The sequence below is a fragment of the Scytonema hankhaensis NUACC26 genome, assembly GCF_045865695.1.
Taxonomy (GTDB): Bacteria; Cyanobacteriota; Cyanobacteriia; order Cyanobacteriales; family Nostocaceae; genus Scytonema.
Window position 1 is genome coordinate 1 of the sequence record NZ_BAACAP010000164.1, and the last position, 18,253, is coordinate 18,253.

General features: G+C 40.1%; 20 protein-coding genes and 1 pseudogene. 9 read left to right on the plus strand and 12 right to left on the minus strand.

The features are described 5' to 3' along the window. Nucleotides 1–258: 258 nt before the first annotated feature. On the minus strand, nt 259–390 hold the full coding sequence (gene psbN / locus ACKTT2_RS13365; RefSeq protein ID WP_407887544.1) for a photosystem II reaction center protein PsbN: 132 nt from the start codon (nt 388–390) through the stop codon (nt 259–261). 83 nt (nt 391–473) lie between these two features. Between psbN and psbH the strand changes: the two genes are divergently transcribed. From psbH to pth, 3 genes are all read left to right on the plus strand, one after another. Next, a complete protein-coding gene (gene psbH, locus ACKTT2_RS13370) occupies nt 474–677 on the plus strand; it encodes a photosystem II reaction center phosphoprotein PsbH (protein WP_407887546.1) in 204 nt (67 codons plus the stop codon). Between the two features lie 166 nt (nt 678–843). Continuing rightward, nucleotides 844–1,095 (plus strand): TatA/E family twin arginine-targeting protein translocase, encoded by a 252-nt coding sequence (locus ACKTT2_RS13375; RefSeq protein WP_407887616.1) that lies wholly within the window; start codon nt 844–846, stop codon nt 1,093–1,095. A gap of 36 nt (nt 1,096–1,131) precedes the next feature. Then, a complete protein-coding gene (pth, locus tag ACKTT2_RS13380; protein WP_407887548.1) occupies nt 1,132–1,770 on the plus strand; it encodes an aminoacyl-tRNA hydrolase in 639 nt (212 codons plus the stop codon). Between the two features lie 43 nt (nt 1,771–1,813). Here the strand turns inward: pth and ACKTT2_RS13385 are convergent. Both ACKTT2_RS13385 and rsmI read right to left on the minus strand, forming a co-directional pair. Beyond that, nucleotides 1,814–1,876: pseudogene (locus ACKTT2_RS13385) on the minus strand (small ribosomal subunit protein bS21); the annotation flags it as partial. Nucleotides 1,877–1,968: 92 nt separating this feature from the next. Further along, a complete protein-coding gene (gene rsmI / locus ACKTT2_RS13390; protein ID WP_407887550.1) occupies nt 1,969–2,832 on the minus strand; it encodes a 16S rRNA (cytidine(1402)-2'-O)-methyltransferase in 864 nt (287 codons plus the stop codon). Nucleotides 2,833–2,921: 89 nt separating this feature from the next. Between rsmI and ACKTT2_RS13395 the strand changes: the two genes are divergently transcribed. Both ACKTT2_RS13395 and ACKTT2_RS13400 read left to right on the plus strand, forming a co-directional pair. Then, the gene (locus ACKTT2_RS13395) at nt 2,922–3,779 is read left to right on the plus strand and encodes a sugar kinase (RefSeq protein ID WP_407887552.1); all 858 of its coding nucleotides are present in this window, start codon (nt 2,922–2,924) and stop codon (nt 3,777–3,779) included. 199 nt (nt 3,780–3,978) lie between these two features. After that, a complete protein-coding gene (locus ACKTT2_RS13400) occupies nt 3,979–4,143 on the plus strand; it encodes a response regulator (RefSeq protein ID WP_407887554.1) in 165 nt (54 codons plus the stop codon). 525 nt (nt 4,144–4,668) lie between these two features. Here ACKTT2_RS13400 and ACKTT2_RS13405 read toward each other — a convergent pair. Next, nucleotides 4,669–4,899 (minus strand): bacteriocin, encoded by a 231-nt coding sequence (locus tag ACKTT2_RS13405; protein WP_407887556.1) that lies wholly within the window; start codon nt 4,897–4,899, stop codon nt 4,669–4,671. Nucleotides 4,900–4,976: 77 nt separating this feature from the next. Here ACKTT2_RS13405 and ACKTT2_RS13410 point away from each other — a divergent pair, with 77 nt between their 5' ends. The 4 genes from ACKTT2_RS13410 to ACKTT2_RS13425 all read left to right on the plus strand — a co-directional run bounded on the left by ACKTT2_RS13410 (nt 4,977) and on the right by ACKTT2_RS13425 (nt 7,961). Next, complete coding sequence (locus ACKTT2_RS13410; RefSeq protein WP_407887558.1) at nt 4,977–5,285, plus strand: hypothetical protein; 309 nt, start codon at nt 4,977–4,979, stop codon at nt 5,283–5,285. Nucleotides 5,286–5,863: 578 nt separating this feature from the next. Next, nucleotides 5,864–6,832, plus strand: a complete 969-nt coding sequence (locus ACKTT2_RS13415) for an aldo/keto reductase (protein WP_407887560.1) — start codon at nt 5,864–5,866, stop codon at nt 6,830–6,832. A 30-nt stretch (nt 6,833–6,862) separates the two neighbouring features. Next, entirely contained in the window at nt 6,863–7,033 is a 171-nt protein-coding gene (locus ACKTT2_RS13420; RefSeq protein ID WP_407887562.1) for a hypothetical protein, read from the plus strand. Between the two features lie 64 nt (nt 7,034–7,097). Beyond that, nucleotides 7,098–7,961: a 3'(2'),5'-bisphosphate nucleotidase CysQ family protein gene (locus tag ACKTT2_RS13425; RefSeq protein ID WP_407887564.1), complete on the plus strand. Its 864-nt coding sequence runs from the start codon at nt 7,098–7,100 to the stop codon at nt 7,959–7,961. Between the two features lie 20 nt (nt 7,962–7,981). On the opposite strand, the gene ACKTT2_RS13430 is transcribed toward ACKTT2_RS13425, so the two are convergent. The 8 genes from ACKTT2_RS13430 to ACKTT2_RS13465 all read right to left on the minus strand — a co-directional run bounded on the left by ACKTT2_RS13430 (nt 7,982) and on the right by ACKTT2_RS13465 (nt 17,915). After that, on the minus strand, nt 7,982–10,654 hold the full coding sequence (locus ACKTT2_RS13430; RefSeq protein WP_407887566.1) for a non-ribosomal peptide synthetase: 2,673 nt from the start codon (nt 10,652–10,654) through the stop codon (nt 7,982–7,984). Nucleotides 10,655–10,742: 88 nt separating this feature from the next. Next, entirely contained in the window at nt 10,743–11,669 is a 927-nt protein-coding gene (locus tag ACKTT2_RS13435) for a glycosyltransferase family 2 protein (protein WP_407887568.1), read from the minus strand. 116 nt (nt 11,670–11,785) lie between these two features. Beyond that, the gene (locus ACKTT2_RS13440; RefSeq protein WP_407887570.1) at nt 11,786–12,730 is read right to left on the minus strand and encodes a glycosyltransferase family 2 protein; all 945 of its coding nucleotides are present in this window, start codon (nt 12,728–12,730) and stop codon (nt 11,786–11,788) included. A gap of 222 nt (nt 12,731–12,952) precedes the next feature. After that, complete coding sequence (locus ACKTT2_RS13445) at nt 12,953–13,858, minus strand: glycosyltransferase family 2 protein (protein ID WP_407887572.1); 906 nt, start codon at nt 13,856–13,858, stop codon at nt 12,953–12,955. Nucleotides 13,859–13,912: 54 nt separating this feature from the next. After that, complete coding sequence (locus tag ACKTT2_RS13450) at nt 13,913–14,149, minus strand: hypothetical protein (RefSeq protein ID WP_407887574.1); 237 nt, start codon at nt 14,147–14,149, stop codon at nt 13,913–13,915. Nucleotides 14,150–14,176: 27 nt separating this feature from the next. Next, entirely contained in the window at nt 14,177–15,469 is a 1,293-nt protein-coding gene (locus tag ACKTT2_RS13455; RefSeq protein ID WP_407887576.1) for a lipopolysaccharide biosynthesis protein, read from the minus strand. A 65-nt stretch (nt 15,470–15,534) separates the two neighbouring features. Continuing rightward, nucleotides 15,535–16,935 (minus strand): glycosyltransferase family 4 protein, encoded by a 1,401-nt coding sequence (locus ACKTT2_RS13460; RefSeq protein ID WP_407887578.1) that lies wholly within the window; start codon nt 16,933–16,935, stop codon nt 15,535–15,537. After that, a complete protein-coding gene (locus tag ACKTT2_RS13465; protein ID WP_407887580.1) occupies nt 16,932–17,915 on the minus strand; it encodes a glycosyltransferase family 2 protein in 984 nt (327 codons plus the stop codon). The genes ACKTT2_RS13460 and ACKTT2_RS13465 overlap by 4 nt, the downstream gene beginning before the upstream one ends. Between the last annotated feature and the right edge of the window lie 338 nt (nt 17,916–18,253).

Sequence of the window (18,253 nt, forward strand, 5' to 3'; positions counted from 1 at the left end):
CCAGTGACCAGTAACCAGTGACCAGTGACCAGTGACTAGTGACCAAAAATCAGTTTTTGTCTAATGCCACTAACAGCTTTTCTCATTTAATCCACAAATCTTTACAATAAGCCGGAAAAATTGACAGATTAAACCTTGTTACGGGCTGACATTTCCAGACACTGCTTATAGAAAGTGTAAAACCTTGTAAAGACGTGTTCTGGCACGTCTTTACAAGGTTTTTTAGGGATGTCCGGAACATCCATTAAATGGCTAGCATTAATCTTCGTGATCTTCAAAAGGATCGCTCAATCCCTTGCTAGGAGGGCCAAAAGAGGTGTAAATGGATAAAGCTGTGATGACGATGACGATCGCACCAACAGAAATGCTAAGAACTGTTGCGGGTTCCATAAGAAGTATATATTATGAGTAGTCTTCCTATAGAATATTACAGAACATTAAAAAATGGTTTGGCAACTCATCTTAGGTGAACTATGGCACAAAGGACGCGGTTGGGAGATATCCTCAGACCTTTAAACGCTGAGTATGGTAAAGTAGCTCCAGGATGGGGTACTACGCCCCTCATGGCTGTTTTTATAGGACTATTTTTCGTATTTCTGCTAATTATCCTGCAGCTTTACAACAAGTCAATCATGATTCAAGACGTAAATGTCGATTGGCGGACTCTAGGCAGATAATTCGCAATATTGACAAAACTTGCATAACAAACTACACTTCACCCGGTTTTCCGGGTTTTTTCTTTTCCAACTCTTACACTAAACTACAAGATGTGAGATGTTGTGGCTGTGGTTAATAGATTGGTCACTGGTCACTGGTCACTGGTCACTGTTAAAGGAGAAGCTTGTGAACGTATTTGGTATAGGTTTGCCAGAAATGGCTCTGATTTTCATCGTAGCGCTGTTAATTTTCGGTCCCAAGAAGTTACCAGAAATTGGTCGGAGTGTAGGAAAGGCAATTCGCGGTTTCCAAGATGCTTCTAAGGAGTTCCAAAACGAGTTTCAAAAAGAAGCTGTACAGATAGAAGAAGCTGTCAAGACTACAGCCGAACTCGAACCCAAGCAACTAGAAGCTGCTACAAAAAAGGATGAAGGATAAAATTTCTGACTTCATAATTCATAATTCATAATTTAGATGACAGAAGCGGTTGCTAAAAAAACTCTTGTTATTCCCCAGCTAATTGTGGGGTTGGGGAATCCAGAACCCAAATATGACCAAACACGCCACAATATTGGTTTTGCTGCCATAGATGCCTTATCTCGTGCTTGGAGAATTCCCTTAGCAGAGAATCGTAAGTTTCAAGGAGAGTACGGTGAAGGATTTGCACCAAATGGAGACAAAATCCGCCTACTAAAACCACTGACTTACATGAATCGTTCGGGACAGTCCATACAAGCTGTTAATAGCTGGTATAAATTACCACCAGAAATGGTAATGGTGATTTATGACGATATGGACTTACCTATGGGTAAAACTCGCTTGCGCTTGTCCGGTTCTGCGGGCGGACATAACGGTATGAAAAGTACCATTGCCCATCTTGGAACTCAAAACTTTCCTCGTTTGCGTATAGGTATAGGCAGACCAAAAAATGCGATCGCTGATGACTCTGGGACAATTTCCCACGTCTTGGGAAAATTCTCTGTTGCTGAAAATCAACTGATGTCTATTGTCTTGCAATTTATTGTTGATTGTACGGAAATGTGCCTCAAACAGGGAGTAGAAAAGGCAATGAATGTTTGTAATAGCCGTTCCTTCGATTTTCCTGAATCGTGAGTGAGTTTGATAGCCCAGAAAAACTAGAAAGTTGCCACTATGGACGTTTAAAGCGACGTAATGCTAACTCGATTCCTTCATTTTCACCTAAAACCACTTGGGTCATTCTTGCTCATTCCTCATTATCAATAATTTCCCATTTTGACATCTCATTTTAATTAAGAGTAGAGGTAGATTCTAAAGATAGGGGAGAAAATTTCACCCGTTAACTTCATCCTTAAGAGAAAGAGCTAATTGATAAAGTTGACGGCGTGAAAGAGAAGTCACTTTGGCTAATTCGCGACTCGCTTGACTTCGCGATATTCCTTGACGTATCAACTTTTCCAATTCTGCTTTCAGTTCTGCCTCTGAAAACTGTACTAGAGTCGGTGGGCTACCGGCAACCACTAAAGTATACTCTCCTTGAGGTTCGCGTCGATTGTATTCAGTTATGGCATCTGCTATCGTTCCCCGCCAAAACTCCTCATATAACTTGGTTAACTCTCGTGCAATGACAATTTGACGGAAATCACCAAACACCTCTGCCAAATCTTTGAGAGTTTCTCGCAAGCGATGTGGAGACTCATAAAAAATAAGTGTACGAGATTCTGCGAGCAAAGATTCGAGGTGCGATCGCCTTTGTTGACTTTTAGCTGGCAAAAACCCTTCAAACACAAACTTATCCGTTGGTAATCCCGCCGCACTCAAAGCTGTAATGACTGCTGTGACGCCAGGAATAGGAACAACTTGTATCCCCGCCTCAACACAAACTTTAACCAATTCGTATCCTGGATCGGAAATTCCTGGCATTCCCGCATCAGTAACCAAAGCAATTGCTTTACCACGATTAAGTTGTTCGAGTAACTCCGGAACCCGGCTGCTACGATTGTGCTCGTGATAACTTATTTGAGGCGTCTTAACTTGGAAATGTTGAAGCAGCTTTCCAGTATGCCTTGTATCTTCTGCAGCAATCAGATCCACAGTTTGCAAAATCCTTACCGCCCGGAATGTCATATCTTCCAAGTTGCCAATCGGCGTACCGACAATGTAGAGTATTCCTGGTTTTGGATCTGTTGTTTGCATGATTGGGGATTGGGGATTGGGGACTGGTGATTAGGGACTGGGAAGATATGACAACTAACAAATGACAAATGACAAACGATAAATGACAAATGACAAATAACGGACTCTTCGTTGGTTTATTAACTCTGGATTTAATTTATCTTGCAGAGTCTCCCCCTAAGAATAACCAGAAAATTGTAGCAGTTGATTATACTGTTGCTGCGGGAGGACCTGCAACGAATGCTGCAGTCACTTTTAGCCATTTGGGCGATGGCGCAAATGTATTGGGAATTGTTGGTTCTCACCCAATGACACAACTCATTAGAGAAGATTTGGCAAACTACAAAGTAGGAATTATCGATTTGGACTCTACCACCCAAAACCCACCACCTGTTTCTTCCATCATTGTGACTCAATTCACTGGGGAACGAGCAGTTATTTCTATCAATGCTGTCAAAACTCAGGCGTCAGAGCAATCTATTTCCTTAGATATTTTACAAAATGTTGATGTTGTACTGGTAGACGGACATCAAATGACGGTTGGAATTGCGATCGCCCAAATGGCTAAAGCCAAAAACATCCCTGTTGTCATTGATGGTGGTAGTTGGAAATCAGGATTTGAAAAACTCTTGCCTTTCGTAGATTACGCTATTTGTTCTGCCAATTTTCATCCTCCCCAATGTAAAAGCGAGGAAGAAATTTTTGCCTATCTGAGTCAAATTGGTATTCCCCACATTGCCATCACTCACGGAGAAAACCCCATTCAATACGTTACCGATGGCAAAAGAGGTATTTTAAATGCGCCGAGTGTTCGAGCTGTTGATACACTAGGTGCGGGAGATATTTTTCACGGTGCGTTCTGTCATTATATTTTGCAGTCAAGTTTTACAGATGCACTCGAGCAAGCGTCTCGTGTAGCTTCTTTGTCATGTCAGTTTTTTGGTACGCGCCGTTGGATGGAGCCTTAATAATTCGTAATTATTATTCTACAGAAAAAATTTCAGAGGGCTTTAAGAGGATGTTTGAAAAGTCCTTTCATCAGTAGCAATCATATTCAAGCTCCCCCTAAATCCTCCTTTTTAAGGGGGGCTAGGGGGGGATCGATAACTGGATAAAATCACAGCCAACCACTTTTCAAACAACCTCTAATAAAATGGATGTTTCCTAATGCGTCAAATAAGAATTTTGACCGAACGCGAACAATACAAGTATCTTCCAGCGATCGCTATAACAGCTTTGACGACAGAAGATGGACGCGAACAAGCTTTTAGGTCTGGGTTTGATGTCTACATAGCAAAGGGAGCATCCCAATTTGGAAAAAACACCGAGTAAGTGATTGAAAATCACGGCTATACAAGCGCTCGTCCGCCTACGCGGACTAATATAAAGTCCACGTAGGTGGACTTTGTTTGTATAGCCCCAGAATTCTATTCTGAGGCAATTAGCAAATTCGGGATGCTCCCCATAGCAAAACCTATTTACCCTGATGAGTTAGGAGAAATTGTTATTGAACTTGTTGAAAATTATTCCCTTCATCACCACCGCACTTATGACCGAACTCAAAAGTTGTCAGGGTCTGGAAGTATAAGCTCGGATTTAAGTGTAACTTAAAGGATAAAGTGGCCGTTCTTAAAGCATAAAGTAGCCGCATTGTTTAGAGCTAAAACCAGCCAGCAAGTCTGACTGGGGAAGTAAGCTGCTGGCTGGTCATAAAATTAGCTCGAGTCGAGGTAAGCACAAATACTCACTAGGTCAATTGATACTTTGGGAGCACCTACCCGGTATCGAAACGCCCTGAAGTAGCACGGCGAAATCGAGCGTTGTGTTTTTGATGCCGAGCGTGTATGATTAACCCGGTTATGCAATGCCCCGCCCTGTAGCAGGTAATTCTTTTGGCGGTACTAAATACTGGACTCGGATTTTCTGAACTGGGGCTACGTAGTATCCGCCGCTAACTGCTTCTAATTCAGTATCAGAGAGTTCTTGCACGCCATTGAGTTCTCCGCTGAGGCAAGGTACATCTGAGTTTGCTCTCGCAGCGAATGTAGCAGGGTCAGTAGTCATGTGTTGAGTCTTTTTGTTGTTCATAAGGTTTTTTCCATTTGATGGTAAGCAGTGAGCAAGCATAACTACGATTGGTGGTTATGTCGCCGGGGTTGTGATGGATGCTGTCGTCAGTTGGCACGTCCCCCAGAACTGAGCCCGTTGAATGGGCAAGTGTCCATCGCGCAGTTGCTGCACTCGTTCCAAAAGTATGTGCTGAAGTGGAAAAGAAAATTGATGCATTGCTAGTACGGATTCCAGAGGATACTGTAGAACTGTCTGTATGCCCAAGTGAAGTATGGCTGCAACTGTGCTGGTTGCATGAACTTGGCGCGTCAGGCGCTTCAGCAAAGCTCTTCATCTCCCACCAATACAATCACGCCCGAATTTTGAATTCCCCTAACGTCGCCCAAATCCTTGCCACCGAGTGAAGCACATGGGTAAAAGCGCCAGAACATCGGAAGCTGGCTGCCTACCCTACGGTATGCCCAGATTTAACACGGAGGTGGGACGACGGGTAATCCCGCTCATGGACCTGGACCCCAAGACTGGGCTCGGATTTTCTGAACTGGGGCTCTCAATCCGCTCCCGCCCCCGCCGCTAACTGCTTCTAATTCAGTATCAGAGAGTTCTTGCACGCCATTGAGTTCTCCGCCGGGGTAGGTACATCCGAGTTTGCTCTCGCAGCGAATGTAGCAGGGTCAGTAGTCATGTGTTGAGTCTTCTTGTTGTTCATAAGGTTTTTTCCATTTGATGGTAAGCAGTGAGCAAGCATAACTATCAGTGAGACTCAATACTTCTCATGTAACCGCTCGCAAGAGCCTTCGCTTAGAGTTTTCCAGAGTCTAAAGCCGAACTTATGCTTCTGTATGACTCTTTGGAATAACTGAAATCAGAATATGCACCACTAGTTTATATAAAGGCAAATAAAGATGATTGAAAACCTTTGACAGTAGGCAATAGTAAAAAACGGGTAAAGTAGAAAAAGTATAGTAAGTATGTATGGGCTATGGACAAACGTAAACTCGGACGTTCTCAACTAGAAGTATCACCTGTATGTTTTGGCGGTAACGTCTTTGGATGGACGATTGATGAAGCCACTTCATTTGAGATTTTAGATGCCTTTATTGCGGCTGGAGGTAACTTCATTGATACTGCCGATATCTATTCTAGGTGGGTTGAGGGCAATGAAGGCGGGGAATCCGAGACGATCCTGGGTTCATGGATGAAGCAGCGCCATAATCGTGACAAGGTGATAATCGCAACCAAGGTTGGTAATGATATGGGCGATCGCGGTAAAGGGCTTTCTCGTTCGCACATCCTGCAAGCTATTGATGACTCACTACACAGGTTACAAACAGATTACATCGACTTATATCAGTCACATATTGACGATGAAAATACTCCTCTTGAGGAGACCCTTGAAACCTATGCAGAGTTAATCCATCAAGGGAAAGTGCGCGAGATCGGTGCCTCGAATTATCGTGCAGATCGTCTTTCAAAGGCATTGCAAATCAGCGAACAGCATGGTTATCCTCGCTACGAGAGCCTTCAGCCCCTCTACAACCTGTATGACCGAGCCGACTATGAAAAAGACCTCGAACCACTTTGTATCGAACAGGAAATTGGCGTTATTAGCTATTTCTCGCTCGCCAGTGGTTTCCTTTCTGGGAAATACCGTTTGGAAAAAGATTTATCCAATAGTTCCCGTGGAGGTTATGTAAAGAAATATTTAAACGCTCGTGGCTTCCGAATTTTAGAGGCAATTGATGAGTTAGCAAAAACTTATAATACGACTCCCACCCAAATCTCTCTCGCATGGCTCATCCGGCGTCAGAGCATCACGGCTCCTATCGTCAGTGCAACAAAGCTCGAGCAACTGGAGGAAATTATCAAAGCGATCGCTCTTAAACTTGACTTAGCCTCGATCCAGCTTTTGGATCGAGCCAGCGCTGATGACAGTGATGCGATCGGATGATATCAAAGCAAGAATCAACAAGTTGGGTGATTGAACGCGCTCGCACTCAAGTCTCCTGAGAAAGAGACTTTAGCATCGAGCGGACAAACTCTTAATGGCACCATAACTTACTCTGGTGAGGAACCCCATGCCCAACCTTCTGTTGATACACTGGTGGCTGGAGATATTTTTCACGGTACCTTCTGTCATTATATTTTGTGAGAAAGAACTTAATTCTTTCCCAGTCCCCAGTCCCTAATCCCTAGTCGCCATTTTCAAGAAATAAATGAAAGACTTACAAGAAATACTCAATATTGCTCGTTCTGTCGGTTGGGAAGCAGCAGATATACTGCGATCTTACTACCACCAAACTGGCGAGCGCAATTTAGAAGTACAGTACAAGCAGAACGAACCCGTGACAGTAGCAGATGTAGCTGTCAATCAATATATATTAGAGACGTTACAAGCAGCTTTAGGCACTGAAGATTTTGCTTACATTAGTGAAGAAACATATACGAGCGAACAAGCAAAACAGGAATGGGTGTGGATTATCGATCCTTTAGATGGGACGCGAGATTTTATTGAAAAAACTGGCGAGTACGCCATTCACATAGCTCTAGTTAAAGAAACGCACCCAGTGCTAGCTGTAGTTGCTGTACCGGAGTTAGAAAAACTGTATTATGCCACCAAAGGCGGTGGGGCTTTTGCAGAAACTCGCGATGGGCAAACTTTACCCTTGCAAGTATCTTCACGAGAACGTCTTGAGGATTTAACACTAGTTGTTAGTCGTTCTCACCGGAATGAGAGACTTGAATATCTACTACAACAACTACCCTGTCAAAACCAAAAAGCCGTTGGGAGTGTGGGATGTAAAATTGCCACAATTGTGGAACAACGAGCAGATATTTACATTTCACTATCGGGTAAGTCTGCACCAAAAGATTGGGATATAGCCGCCCCAGAACTGATTTTGACAGAAGCTGGTGGAAAATACACTCATTTTGACGGTACGCCATTACAGTACAACACTGGTGATATAAATCAGTGGGGGGGTTTGCTCGCTAGTAACGGTCAATATCACGAGATTCTTTGTCAAGAAGCAGAGGAAATTTTAGCACGGTGGGAAAAAACAGAGCGCTCGTACAAATAAAGATTGCACTTTATTTAAATTCACATTGCTAAGTTTAGACAAGCCTTCAATTTTGTGGCTAATACCTGTACGTGGGGTTCTGCGAGTACAGTGTTGTGCATACCAGGAACGCGATCGACATCTACTCCATCAGACGCAAACTGACTCCAGCCCAAATGATGGTCTATTGTATAACCTTGAGCGACTGACCACAGTTGGTCTTCAATCGCTAAAACAGTTATCCGACCGGGATAAACTTGTAAAGAGTATTTTGATAATGCCTCTCTATTAGTTTCTTCCATGACCACGTAGCGGAACTTGCGAGGTAAATGATCTCTAACACTTAAAAAATATTTACAGGCAATTTTATCAAATTTTGCTTTAAATACTTTATTCTGAAGCCAATCACTCCATCCTACGATCCTTCTCCAAATGTAAGCAGTTCCTTCTTGAGAAAGGGCGGCTAGATGAAGAGGCATTCGCTGTAGAAATGGTAATCGATTGATAGCACCAGGAGCATGAGTATCTATCAAAACTAGACTAGCAACTTTTTCACCTTGTTTGTGGAGTTGTTGGGCTATCTCAAATGCTACAAAACCTCCAAATGAGTGTCCACAGATAAAATATGGTCCTTTTGGCTGTATGCTTTGAATTTCTTTGATATAGCAAGATGCCATCTCTTCAATCTGTGTATGAAGTGCCTGTTGTCCATCTAATCCTTTTGCTTGTAGCCCATAAATGGGTCGATCCGATTCAAGATAACGTGCCAAATTATAGAAACTAACAATTTCGCCATAAACGTCATGGATACAGAACAGAGGGGGTCGAGAGCCTTCTGGTTGAATGGCTACTAATGAAGACCATGAGGCTGAGGGTTCTGTTTGAACTACTTTTAAGTTATTCCGGAGTGGAATCAATCCGTCTTTTTGCTCGCGGATAACACTCGCTAGAGTCTCTACAGTACTTGATTGGAAGAGGATTGCTAGAGGTAAATTTGTACCCAATGTTTTCTCAATTTGCGAAAACATTTCTATTCCTAGTAAAGAATTGCCTCCTATCTCAAAGAAACGATCTTTAATACCAATTAACTGAATACCTAAAACCTTCTGCCAAATTTGTATGAGTTTTTGTTCTAACTCATCGCGGGGGGCAATATAGGTTTCGTCTGGCTCATGTTGAATGCGATCGGGAGCTGGCAATGCCTGACGATCGACTTTGCTGTTAGGAGTTAGAGGAAAAGCCTCTAGGATCGCAAAGGCTGAAGGAACCATATGACTGGGCAGTTTTTCTTTTACAAACTGTCGTAGTTCCTTAATCGAACACATTTGCTCTTGGTAAGGGACAACATATGCCACAAGACGTGTATCACCAGGAACATCCTCACGTGCCATAACAACAGTCTGTTGTACTGTTGGATGTTGAACCAAGATGGCTTCAATTTCTTTTAACTCAATACGGAAACCACGAATTTTGACTTGATGATCGTTACGTCCAATAAACTCAATATTGCCATCCGGTAAATAACGAGCTAAATCCCCAGTTCTATAAAGTCGAGATCCGGGTTGACTGCTAAAAGAGTCAGGTATAAATTTTTCATTGGTTAGTTCGGGTCGATGAAGATAACCCCTTGCTATACCAGCACCTCCAATATATACTTCTCCAGGCACTCCTACAGGAACTAGCTTAAGATCTTGGTGATGCAATTCCTCTAGCAGATAAATTTGAGTGTTATCAATTGGATGTCCGAGAGGAATTGGGAGATCTGCTGATTCCACTTTATGAACCATTGACCAAATGGTTGTCTCAGTGGGACCATATAAATTCCATAGTGAATTGCATTTTTCTAGCAAGGAAGATGCAAGTTTTTGAGACAGGGCTTCGCCACCACAAAGAATTTTTAGTTGCTTGTTTCCTTTCCAACCAGCAGCTAAGAGCATTTGCCAAGTCGCAGGAGTGGCTTGCATGACAGTTGCTTCCGATATTGTTAACTGTTCAACAAGCTGTTGAGCATCGACAGCGACTTCCCGACTCACTACAACAACTTTTGCTCCAAGGCTGAGGGGTAAATAAATTTCTAATGCAGCAATATCAAAAGATATGGTAGTCACTGCTAAGAGTATATCATCAGCTATCATCCCTGGCTCATGGCTCATGGAAGTTAAAAAATTGACAACAGACTGATGCTCGATCTGCACGCCTTTAGGTTTTCCAGTCGATCCAGAGGTGTAAATAGTGTAAGCCAAGGAATTTGGCATAACTCCACTGACTGGGTTAGAACTACTGTGTTCTTCTATTGTGTTCCAATCATCGTCCAAGCAAACGACAACTGACTCGGAAATAATGAGACAATCACTAACAATTTGCAGTAATTTTTTTTGAGTTAAGACGACTGATACTTGAGCATCTCCAAGCATTAAAGCTAAACGTTGCTGGGGATAGGCTGGATCTAGAGGTACATAAGCTCCACCAGCTTTGAGAATGCCTAAAAGCCCAATGACCATTTCTAAAGAGCGTTCTAAGCAAATTCCTACTAGTACATCAGGTCCTACACCTAGTTTTTGCAGGTAATGTGCTGTCTGATTAGCTCTATGATTTAGTTCCCGATAAGTGAGTTGTTTGTCGTTAAAAATGACAGCAATTTTATCCGGTGTTTGTTCTACTTGAGATTCAAATAATTGATGAATACTAAAAATGGAAGGATTGAATGCTTGCATAATGATTTTCCCAAAAGATATAAATTTACGGACAAGTCTTTTCTAATTTTTTTTGACTATCAAAAATTCTGATAACCAAATAAGAACGTTACACTTTTTCTGTTAATAATCTTCTTACTAATTTTTTTTTAATGAACAATCTCATTAATCCTTGGGCAAATGGTTCCAATAAAATCTGTGGTTGTAGACAAATTGCTTTCCATAACTTCTGACCGGCAAGATTAATATCGTTAGAGTTAGTAAAAATACGGCTCAAGTATTTCTGTGCCAAGTATTGATAAATTCCAGCTAAGCTCTTCTGTTTAAGGAATTGAAGCTCCGGTGGTGCATCTCGAAAAGCTTTGTCAATCAAAATAAGACAATTTTTTTCCATAACTTCAATATTTTCCGATATTGACTGAGAGCGCTGGCGGTAAATTATTTGTGGTTCGCGGACAAGAACAAAATGCCATTTGGCTGCTAGCCTGAGCCAATAGTCCCAGTCTTCCACCGATTTAAGAGTTGGATCGAAGAAACCAACAGAATCAATTGCTTTTCGATAAATCAATGGATTAGAACCATTGTGTAAAAAATTGGTGACAAGTAAATGGGGATAGACATTCCCTTCAAAAAGATAAGAATTTTCGATGTAAGAATCTTGTTCGTCTGGAAATTGATAATAAGTCCAGCTATAAGCAACAGCGGCTTTAGGATTTTGTTTTAAGGCAGCGAGCTGTCGTTCTAATTTATTAGGTGTCCATAAGTCATCAGCATCAAGAAAGGCAATATATTCTCCTGTTGCATGAGTAATTCCGCGATTGCGTGCTACTGACGCTCCACCATTTTTATAGGAGAAAACCTGAAGTCTTTGCTCCTTGATACCATAGAGTATTTCTAACGTGCGATCGCTAGACTCATCATCAATAACAATGATTTCCAAATCTGAGAAGGTTTGTTGTTGAACAGAAGCCACTGTGTCAACAATTGTTTGTTCTGCATTATAAGCCGGAATAATAACAGATATGATAGGCGGCATGAAATTGAACGTATTCACAATAGAGGGTAATACTGAAATTTATGACAAATGATGGGTTATTGACAATTTACTATCTTTTCTTTTCAATAACCCGTACATTCTGAAAATTTAGCTACTTACAAAATAGTAGAGGCTCTCCAATTCATCACTTTATATAAAAGAGCTAAAAAAGTTCTTTTAACAAAGTATTTTAAATTTTTTTGGGAGGCTTGATAAGCTAAATAGCGATGTTTTTCTACAAACTCTTCATAGTGTTTGAGAGTAGGAGAATCTTCAGTTAAATTCCATTTTATTTTGAAATGGTTAACACTTTTTTTACACCAAGCTCCACTCCAACGAACAAAATAAAATGGTAAATCAGACCAAACTAGTGGAGGTGGCGGTACATAAGATATGACAGAATCAGGCTCGACATAAATTAATTTTCCAGCATTAATGACAGTCATACAAAAATCGCTTTCTTCTCCCATACTCATCAGATTTTCATCTAATTTACCCAGCATATCAAAAGTTTCTGTACGAGCAAATATACAGTGAAGCTCTAAAATTTCAGTTGCTTGACGCTGTAGTTGGGATGCTACTTTTTCTAGCGGTAATTTCATAAAAGGACGTTTTTCTACTAACCAACGGCGATTCCCCTTCTCTTTGAAGATAGATGTTCCTCCTACCATATGAACCGTTTTGAAATCTTGTCCTTCAAGACAAAGAGGACCCACTACCCAAGCTCCAGTTTCTTCTGCACATTGGACTAGTGCTTCTAACCAACCTGGTTTTACTAACACATCGTTGTCAATGAAAACGACATATTTAGTATTAACACAGGAAAGACCTATATTACGAGATCTATTTGGAGTCAGGTAGTTTTCGTAACGGAGTAATTGAAATCCCTTTTGCTCGGCCTGTTTTTTTAGATATTGTTTGATATGAGCAGGAGAATTACCATCAACATAAACTAATTTAAAAGGAAAATGAGTATTTTCGTAAATACTCCCAAGAGATTGAGAGGTATAGCTAAAGCGCTCTCTAGGAACAACAACAATTGTGACTTGTGGTTCAGACATATGTTTCAATTAACTAATGTTCAAAGGTGTCTATTTGCTTATATCTTGCAACTTTTCAAGAAGGGCTAGTGGGCAGTGTACATCATACGAAATAATAAGCTTTTTAGGTTCTGGTTTTCGACTAAGCCAATGGTGCAAGATGTCGGTTTGTGTACTTAAATTGTTTGGGTTTTTGTCGTTTTGAAAAAAGAGTTAAATAATTAGTCAAATTTACTCTTATTACTAAAAAACAAAAATCCATTTTTTAAGTAGCCATTTTATCAGATTTTGAGTATGTTTCTCTAATAAAATAGGCGGATACAAGCAGATTGCTATCCACAATTTTTTAGCTGCTTGATTTACCAGAGAACGGCTTTTACCACTGTGCTGTAAGTACTGATTTGTACAATACTGATAAACCCCAGCCAAGCTCTGATTTTTGAGATATTGTAACTCTTCAGGAGCATTTTGAAATGCCTTATTGACTACCTTAAGACATGACTCTTCCATAATCTGAACTCTGGATGACATGGAGTTGGAAGATAGACGGTAAAAAATTTGATGTTTGCGAACTACAGTAAAATGGCAAATAGCTGCTAGGCGTAACCAATAGTCCCAGTCAGCAGAACCAGCTAGGGTAGAATCAAATTCTCCTACAGATTCAATAACCTGTCTCCGAATTAAAGGATTGGAACCACTTGCAAGAAAGTTAGTGACTAATAAATTAGCTTGTACATTGCCTTCAAATGATGTACAAATACCAGGATATATCGCTTGTTTTTTTTCATCTAGAAAATATGTCCAGCTATAAGAAACGCCTGCTTTTGGATACTGATGCAGGGCTGCTAGCTGTAATTCCAATTTGTCAGGGTTCCACAAATCATCAGCATCAAGAAAGGCAATAAATTCACCTGTTGCATGAGCAATGCCACGATTGCGAGCTACTGCAAGTCCTCCATTTTTATAGGAAAAAATCTTTAGGCGCTCATCTTTAACAGTCTGAAGTAGTTCTAGAGTGCGATCTGTGGAACCATCATTAATAACAATAATTTCAAAATCAGAGAAAGTTTGTTGTTGAACAGAGTTAATTGTTTCTAACAGAGTTCGTTCGGTATTATATGCAGGGATAATTACAGAAATAGTTGCCATAGTAATGAGAAAGTTTTAGATAACAAATGGTAAAATTTTTATTAAAAAAAGAGCTTAGTTATCAAATTTGTGAGATAACAAAAATTGACGAAGTTGCAGACCGTTTACTTCTATAGAAAAGAATTCTTGTGCATGAGATCGTGCATATTTGTCTAATTTTTCCCTCAAAGCTAACGCCAGCACTCGTGTATTTTTACTAGGTAATACTAATCTACCAGACACTTCACCTCCTTCAAGGATATCCGATATATTATCGTTGTCAGTAGGCAAAATCACAGAGATTTGATGCATATTGTCTATTTCACTCCTCAGTTTCGCTTAATAAATACTGTTGTTCTCGAAATGTAATCTTTTATTGAATGTGTAGCGGTGAGTCCAGACAATAAAAGGTGGTAAAACTAACAAGTGAGATACTAATACTGCTGCCGCTACCCAAAAGATTCCCCATTTGACAGCTATGACTATAGCAACCGCGAATACTAGAGTAAAAGCTATATCTACATAGAGTCGAATATGAGTTTTATCTATAGCATTGAGTAATAAAGAAGCAGTCCATGCAAAGGTACGTGGCAATACTGATAGACAGATCGTAATTAATATGGGAATGGCTGGTATCCATTTTTGACCAAAGATAATTGGTACATATAATGGTGCAAGTAATGATTGAGCTAAAATGAGTGGTACGACTACTAAAGCAATTTTTTGTAAACTACTAAAATATCTTTGTTTAAATTCAGTGTAGTTAGTACGTACAGCACAAATATAAGGAAATAAAGCTGACATAAATGTATTTATAATATTCATACTGATTCCTAAGCCAGCATTAAAAGCAAAATAGTAAATGCCTAGAGCTTCTATTCCTAGAAAATTCACGATCGCTAAATAATCTAAATTCATCCTGAGCTTATTTAACAATTCCAAAGCGAGCATATTTCTACCAAAATTAACGACTTCCTGCCAACGCTTTAAATGAAAATATTTAGGAGGACGCCAAGAATGATTTCTCCAGTTAATAATAATCCAGATGGGAGTTGTGAGAACTATAGCCCAAACTATAGACCAGACACCCATTCCTAAAATGGCTAAAGTAACCGTAATAATATTGCTGAATAATGATTGTGTGGCATTACATATTGCTGTAATCTTGAGTCGATTTTCTCTTTCAATTAAAGCACTATGTATTGAATAAACTGGCATCATTAAATACATGAAAGCAACAACGCAAAGAGGTAGACATAATTTGCTGTTACCCGACCAAGTTTTGATAAAAAATGCAGCAGTACATTGAATAATAAAAAGCGAGCTACAAAGAATCCAATTTAACCAGTAAGCTGTATCACAAATAGTTTTTACATCCTGCTCGTGAGCTTGAATAATTTTCGCTCCAATACCACCACGAAGAGTAAAAACATTGGCAAAGTCAATAACAGTATAAATAACTGCTACTAAACCGTAGTCTTCGGGGCTAAATGTGCGGGCGAGAGTCACTGTTGTTGCTAGACGGAAGACTCGATTAAATAATTCTGCTCCTCCTAGCCAGCCAACATTGCGGATAAATGGGCTAGATACTAACTGCTTGAATTTATTGATTTTTAAGTTGTTGATTTGCATTTAGTAATATCTGTCGTTTGTCATTTGTCATTTGTCATTAACAATTAGCAATTAGCAATTAGCAATTAGCCAAACAGTACATCCTTTAATTGCTCGCCAATAACCTCAGAAGCAAAGCTAGTCATGGCACGATCGCGAGCGCGTAATCCCATTTGTAAACCTCTTTGGCGATCCTCGAGAATCTCATCTAAGGCTACTGCTAATGCCATAGTATTCTCACGAGGAACAATAACACCACCATAAACTTCACCTCTTTCAAAAATATCGGGTACGCCAGGAGCATCAGCTGCAACTACAGGTAAGCTACAGGACATAGCCTCTATAGGTGCAACAGGAAAGCCTTCTTGTCGGGAGGGAAAAGCAAAAACATCAGCAGCACAAAGATACGTCTGTAGCACAGTGCGATCGCTAACAAATTCATTCAGCCATGTCACTCCCTGTAGCTGCATCCGGTCGAGAGATTGATGAAATCTCTCAGCATCGCTACCCGTTCCAATTACAAGCAACTTCAAATCTTCTTGAGGATGTTTGTCACACAGATGTTGCCAAGCTTTCAACAGGATATCCAATCCTTTACGTTCTATCTCTACCCGTCCATGCCAAACAACAACTTTAGCATTCAAAGGAATGTTCAGCTTTACTCTTGCTTGTTGACGGTTTATTGGTTGCCAAGATGACACTTCTAAGGGATTAAAAATGCGAGCAACCTTGCTGATAGGGACTTGATAGCGATCGCACACGCGCTGAATCTCTATTTGTGTGGCAATAATCACCCCCCTACAAGCTTGAAATGCTAATTGTCGTAAGGGAGATTCTAACCAACTTTGAGTGCGATCGCCTCCTTGGAAAGTCGCAAACACTGGTAAACGCATGAATTTCCCTAAAAGCACGCAAGCATCAAAACGAGCATACTCATATTCTTGACAGAGGATGGCTTGGCAATTCTCACGTCGCAGTTCGCGAGCTAACAAGTTCAAGGGTGTAGACAAATAACTCCCCAAACTTTTCGCTAAATCTTTAATTGGTGAGAGAAAAGAACGGCGCAGGAGATTCTCATCTTGAATATCTTTAAAAGACTGACTGTCACTCGCTCCGTAAAGATTAAGAGACCTGCGACGTACCTTGCGGAAAATACGGTACATCCAAGATGTAGGTAAAACGCATATTGTTGCACCTGTAGGTTTGTGAGTAAAGCGAGAGACTTCTTCCACTCGTGCTGAAATACAAAAAAGTACTGTCCGAACGCCAACTTTTTGCAATGCGTCAATGTAGCCGAACATCCAGCTACCTACAAACTCATTACAGAAAGTCTCAAAGGAAATATTGATACTATCTAAAAAATCATCAATGAGGTCGTAACAGTGCAATAACGCAACAGTTGGTTGTAAGTGATGGTTGGAGAACAAAGGCTTTTGTTCGCTAATATCACCCTGTTCCAAAGATGGAAAAATAAAGAAGTTTTTCATATTTCAAATCTTGGATCGTTCATGGCAATAGATTTTCTCATCCATTGGAATAAGTAATTAGCAATGTGTGTTGGAAACACTCGTTTTAAAAACAACTTTATGAGTAATTTTTGCGTAGCTTGTTCGAGCAAAATTTGAGGTTGTAAACAAAGCGCCGTCCACAAGTGTTCTTGTGCTTGACTGATACCACTTGTATCTATACGATACTGCAAATACAGACTAGCACAATATTTATGAAAACTAGTGAAAGTATATTTTTTCAAATATTGCAATTCTAATGGAGCAACTTTATATGCTTTTTCCATTACCATAAGTGAAGCTTGCTTCATCACCTCAACTTTAGAAGACATCGCTCCAGGTGTACGACGATAAAGAACTTGGTGTTTGGGTACCACAACAAAATTCCATTTAGCTGCTAAACGCAGCCAATAATCCCAGTCTTCGCATGACTTGAGTGTGGGGTCAAATTCTCCTATTGATTCTACTGCCTCTTTGCGAATTAAAGTATTTGAACCACTATGAATGAAATCACTAACTAATAGATTTTTATAAACATCACCTACAAAAAAATAGGAAGGTGATGGATGAAATGATATAGGCTTGCCTTGTTCATCTACATCCATAAAACAAGTCCAGCTATATGCAACTCCTGCTTCTGGATTCTGTTGCAATGCTGCTAGTTGTAATTCCAATTTATTTTGTGTCCACAAATCATCAGCATCAAGAAAAGCAATAAACTCTCCTATTGCACAAGCTATACCTCGATTGCGAGCCGTTGGCAAACCACCATTTTCATAAGAGAAAACCTTCACTCGCTTATCGTTTACACCTTTTACTATTTCTAAAGTTTTATCTTTTGAACCATCATTAATAATAATAATTTCAAAATTTGTAAAGGTTTGTAACAAAACAGAATTTATAGTTTCTGCAATAGTCAGTTCGGCGTTGTATGCTGGTATGACTACAGAAATTTTTGGCATATGCAGTCCTAGTTTGAGTTGTAAATGAATTCATAACTTTTGAATTACGAACTACGAATTATTCAGTCATCTGCTGAAACAATACTTTCAGATTAACTCTCATTTATCTAGTTGTAATCGGGAATCGTACTGAATTGACATTTGGCGATTAACACGGAGTAAAAGACTAGCAATATTCTGAATCAAAAGAAGTCTCATGAACAACTTGGTACTTGACTTCCAAACGGATATGTCTAGTAGAATTTGTGGTCGAGTACAAATAGCTGTCCACAATTTTCCTTGCGCCCTTCTCATCCTACTTATACTAGGACGATATTCCATACATAATTCAGCACAAT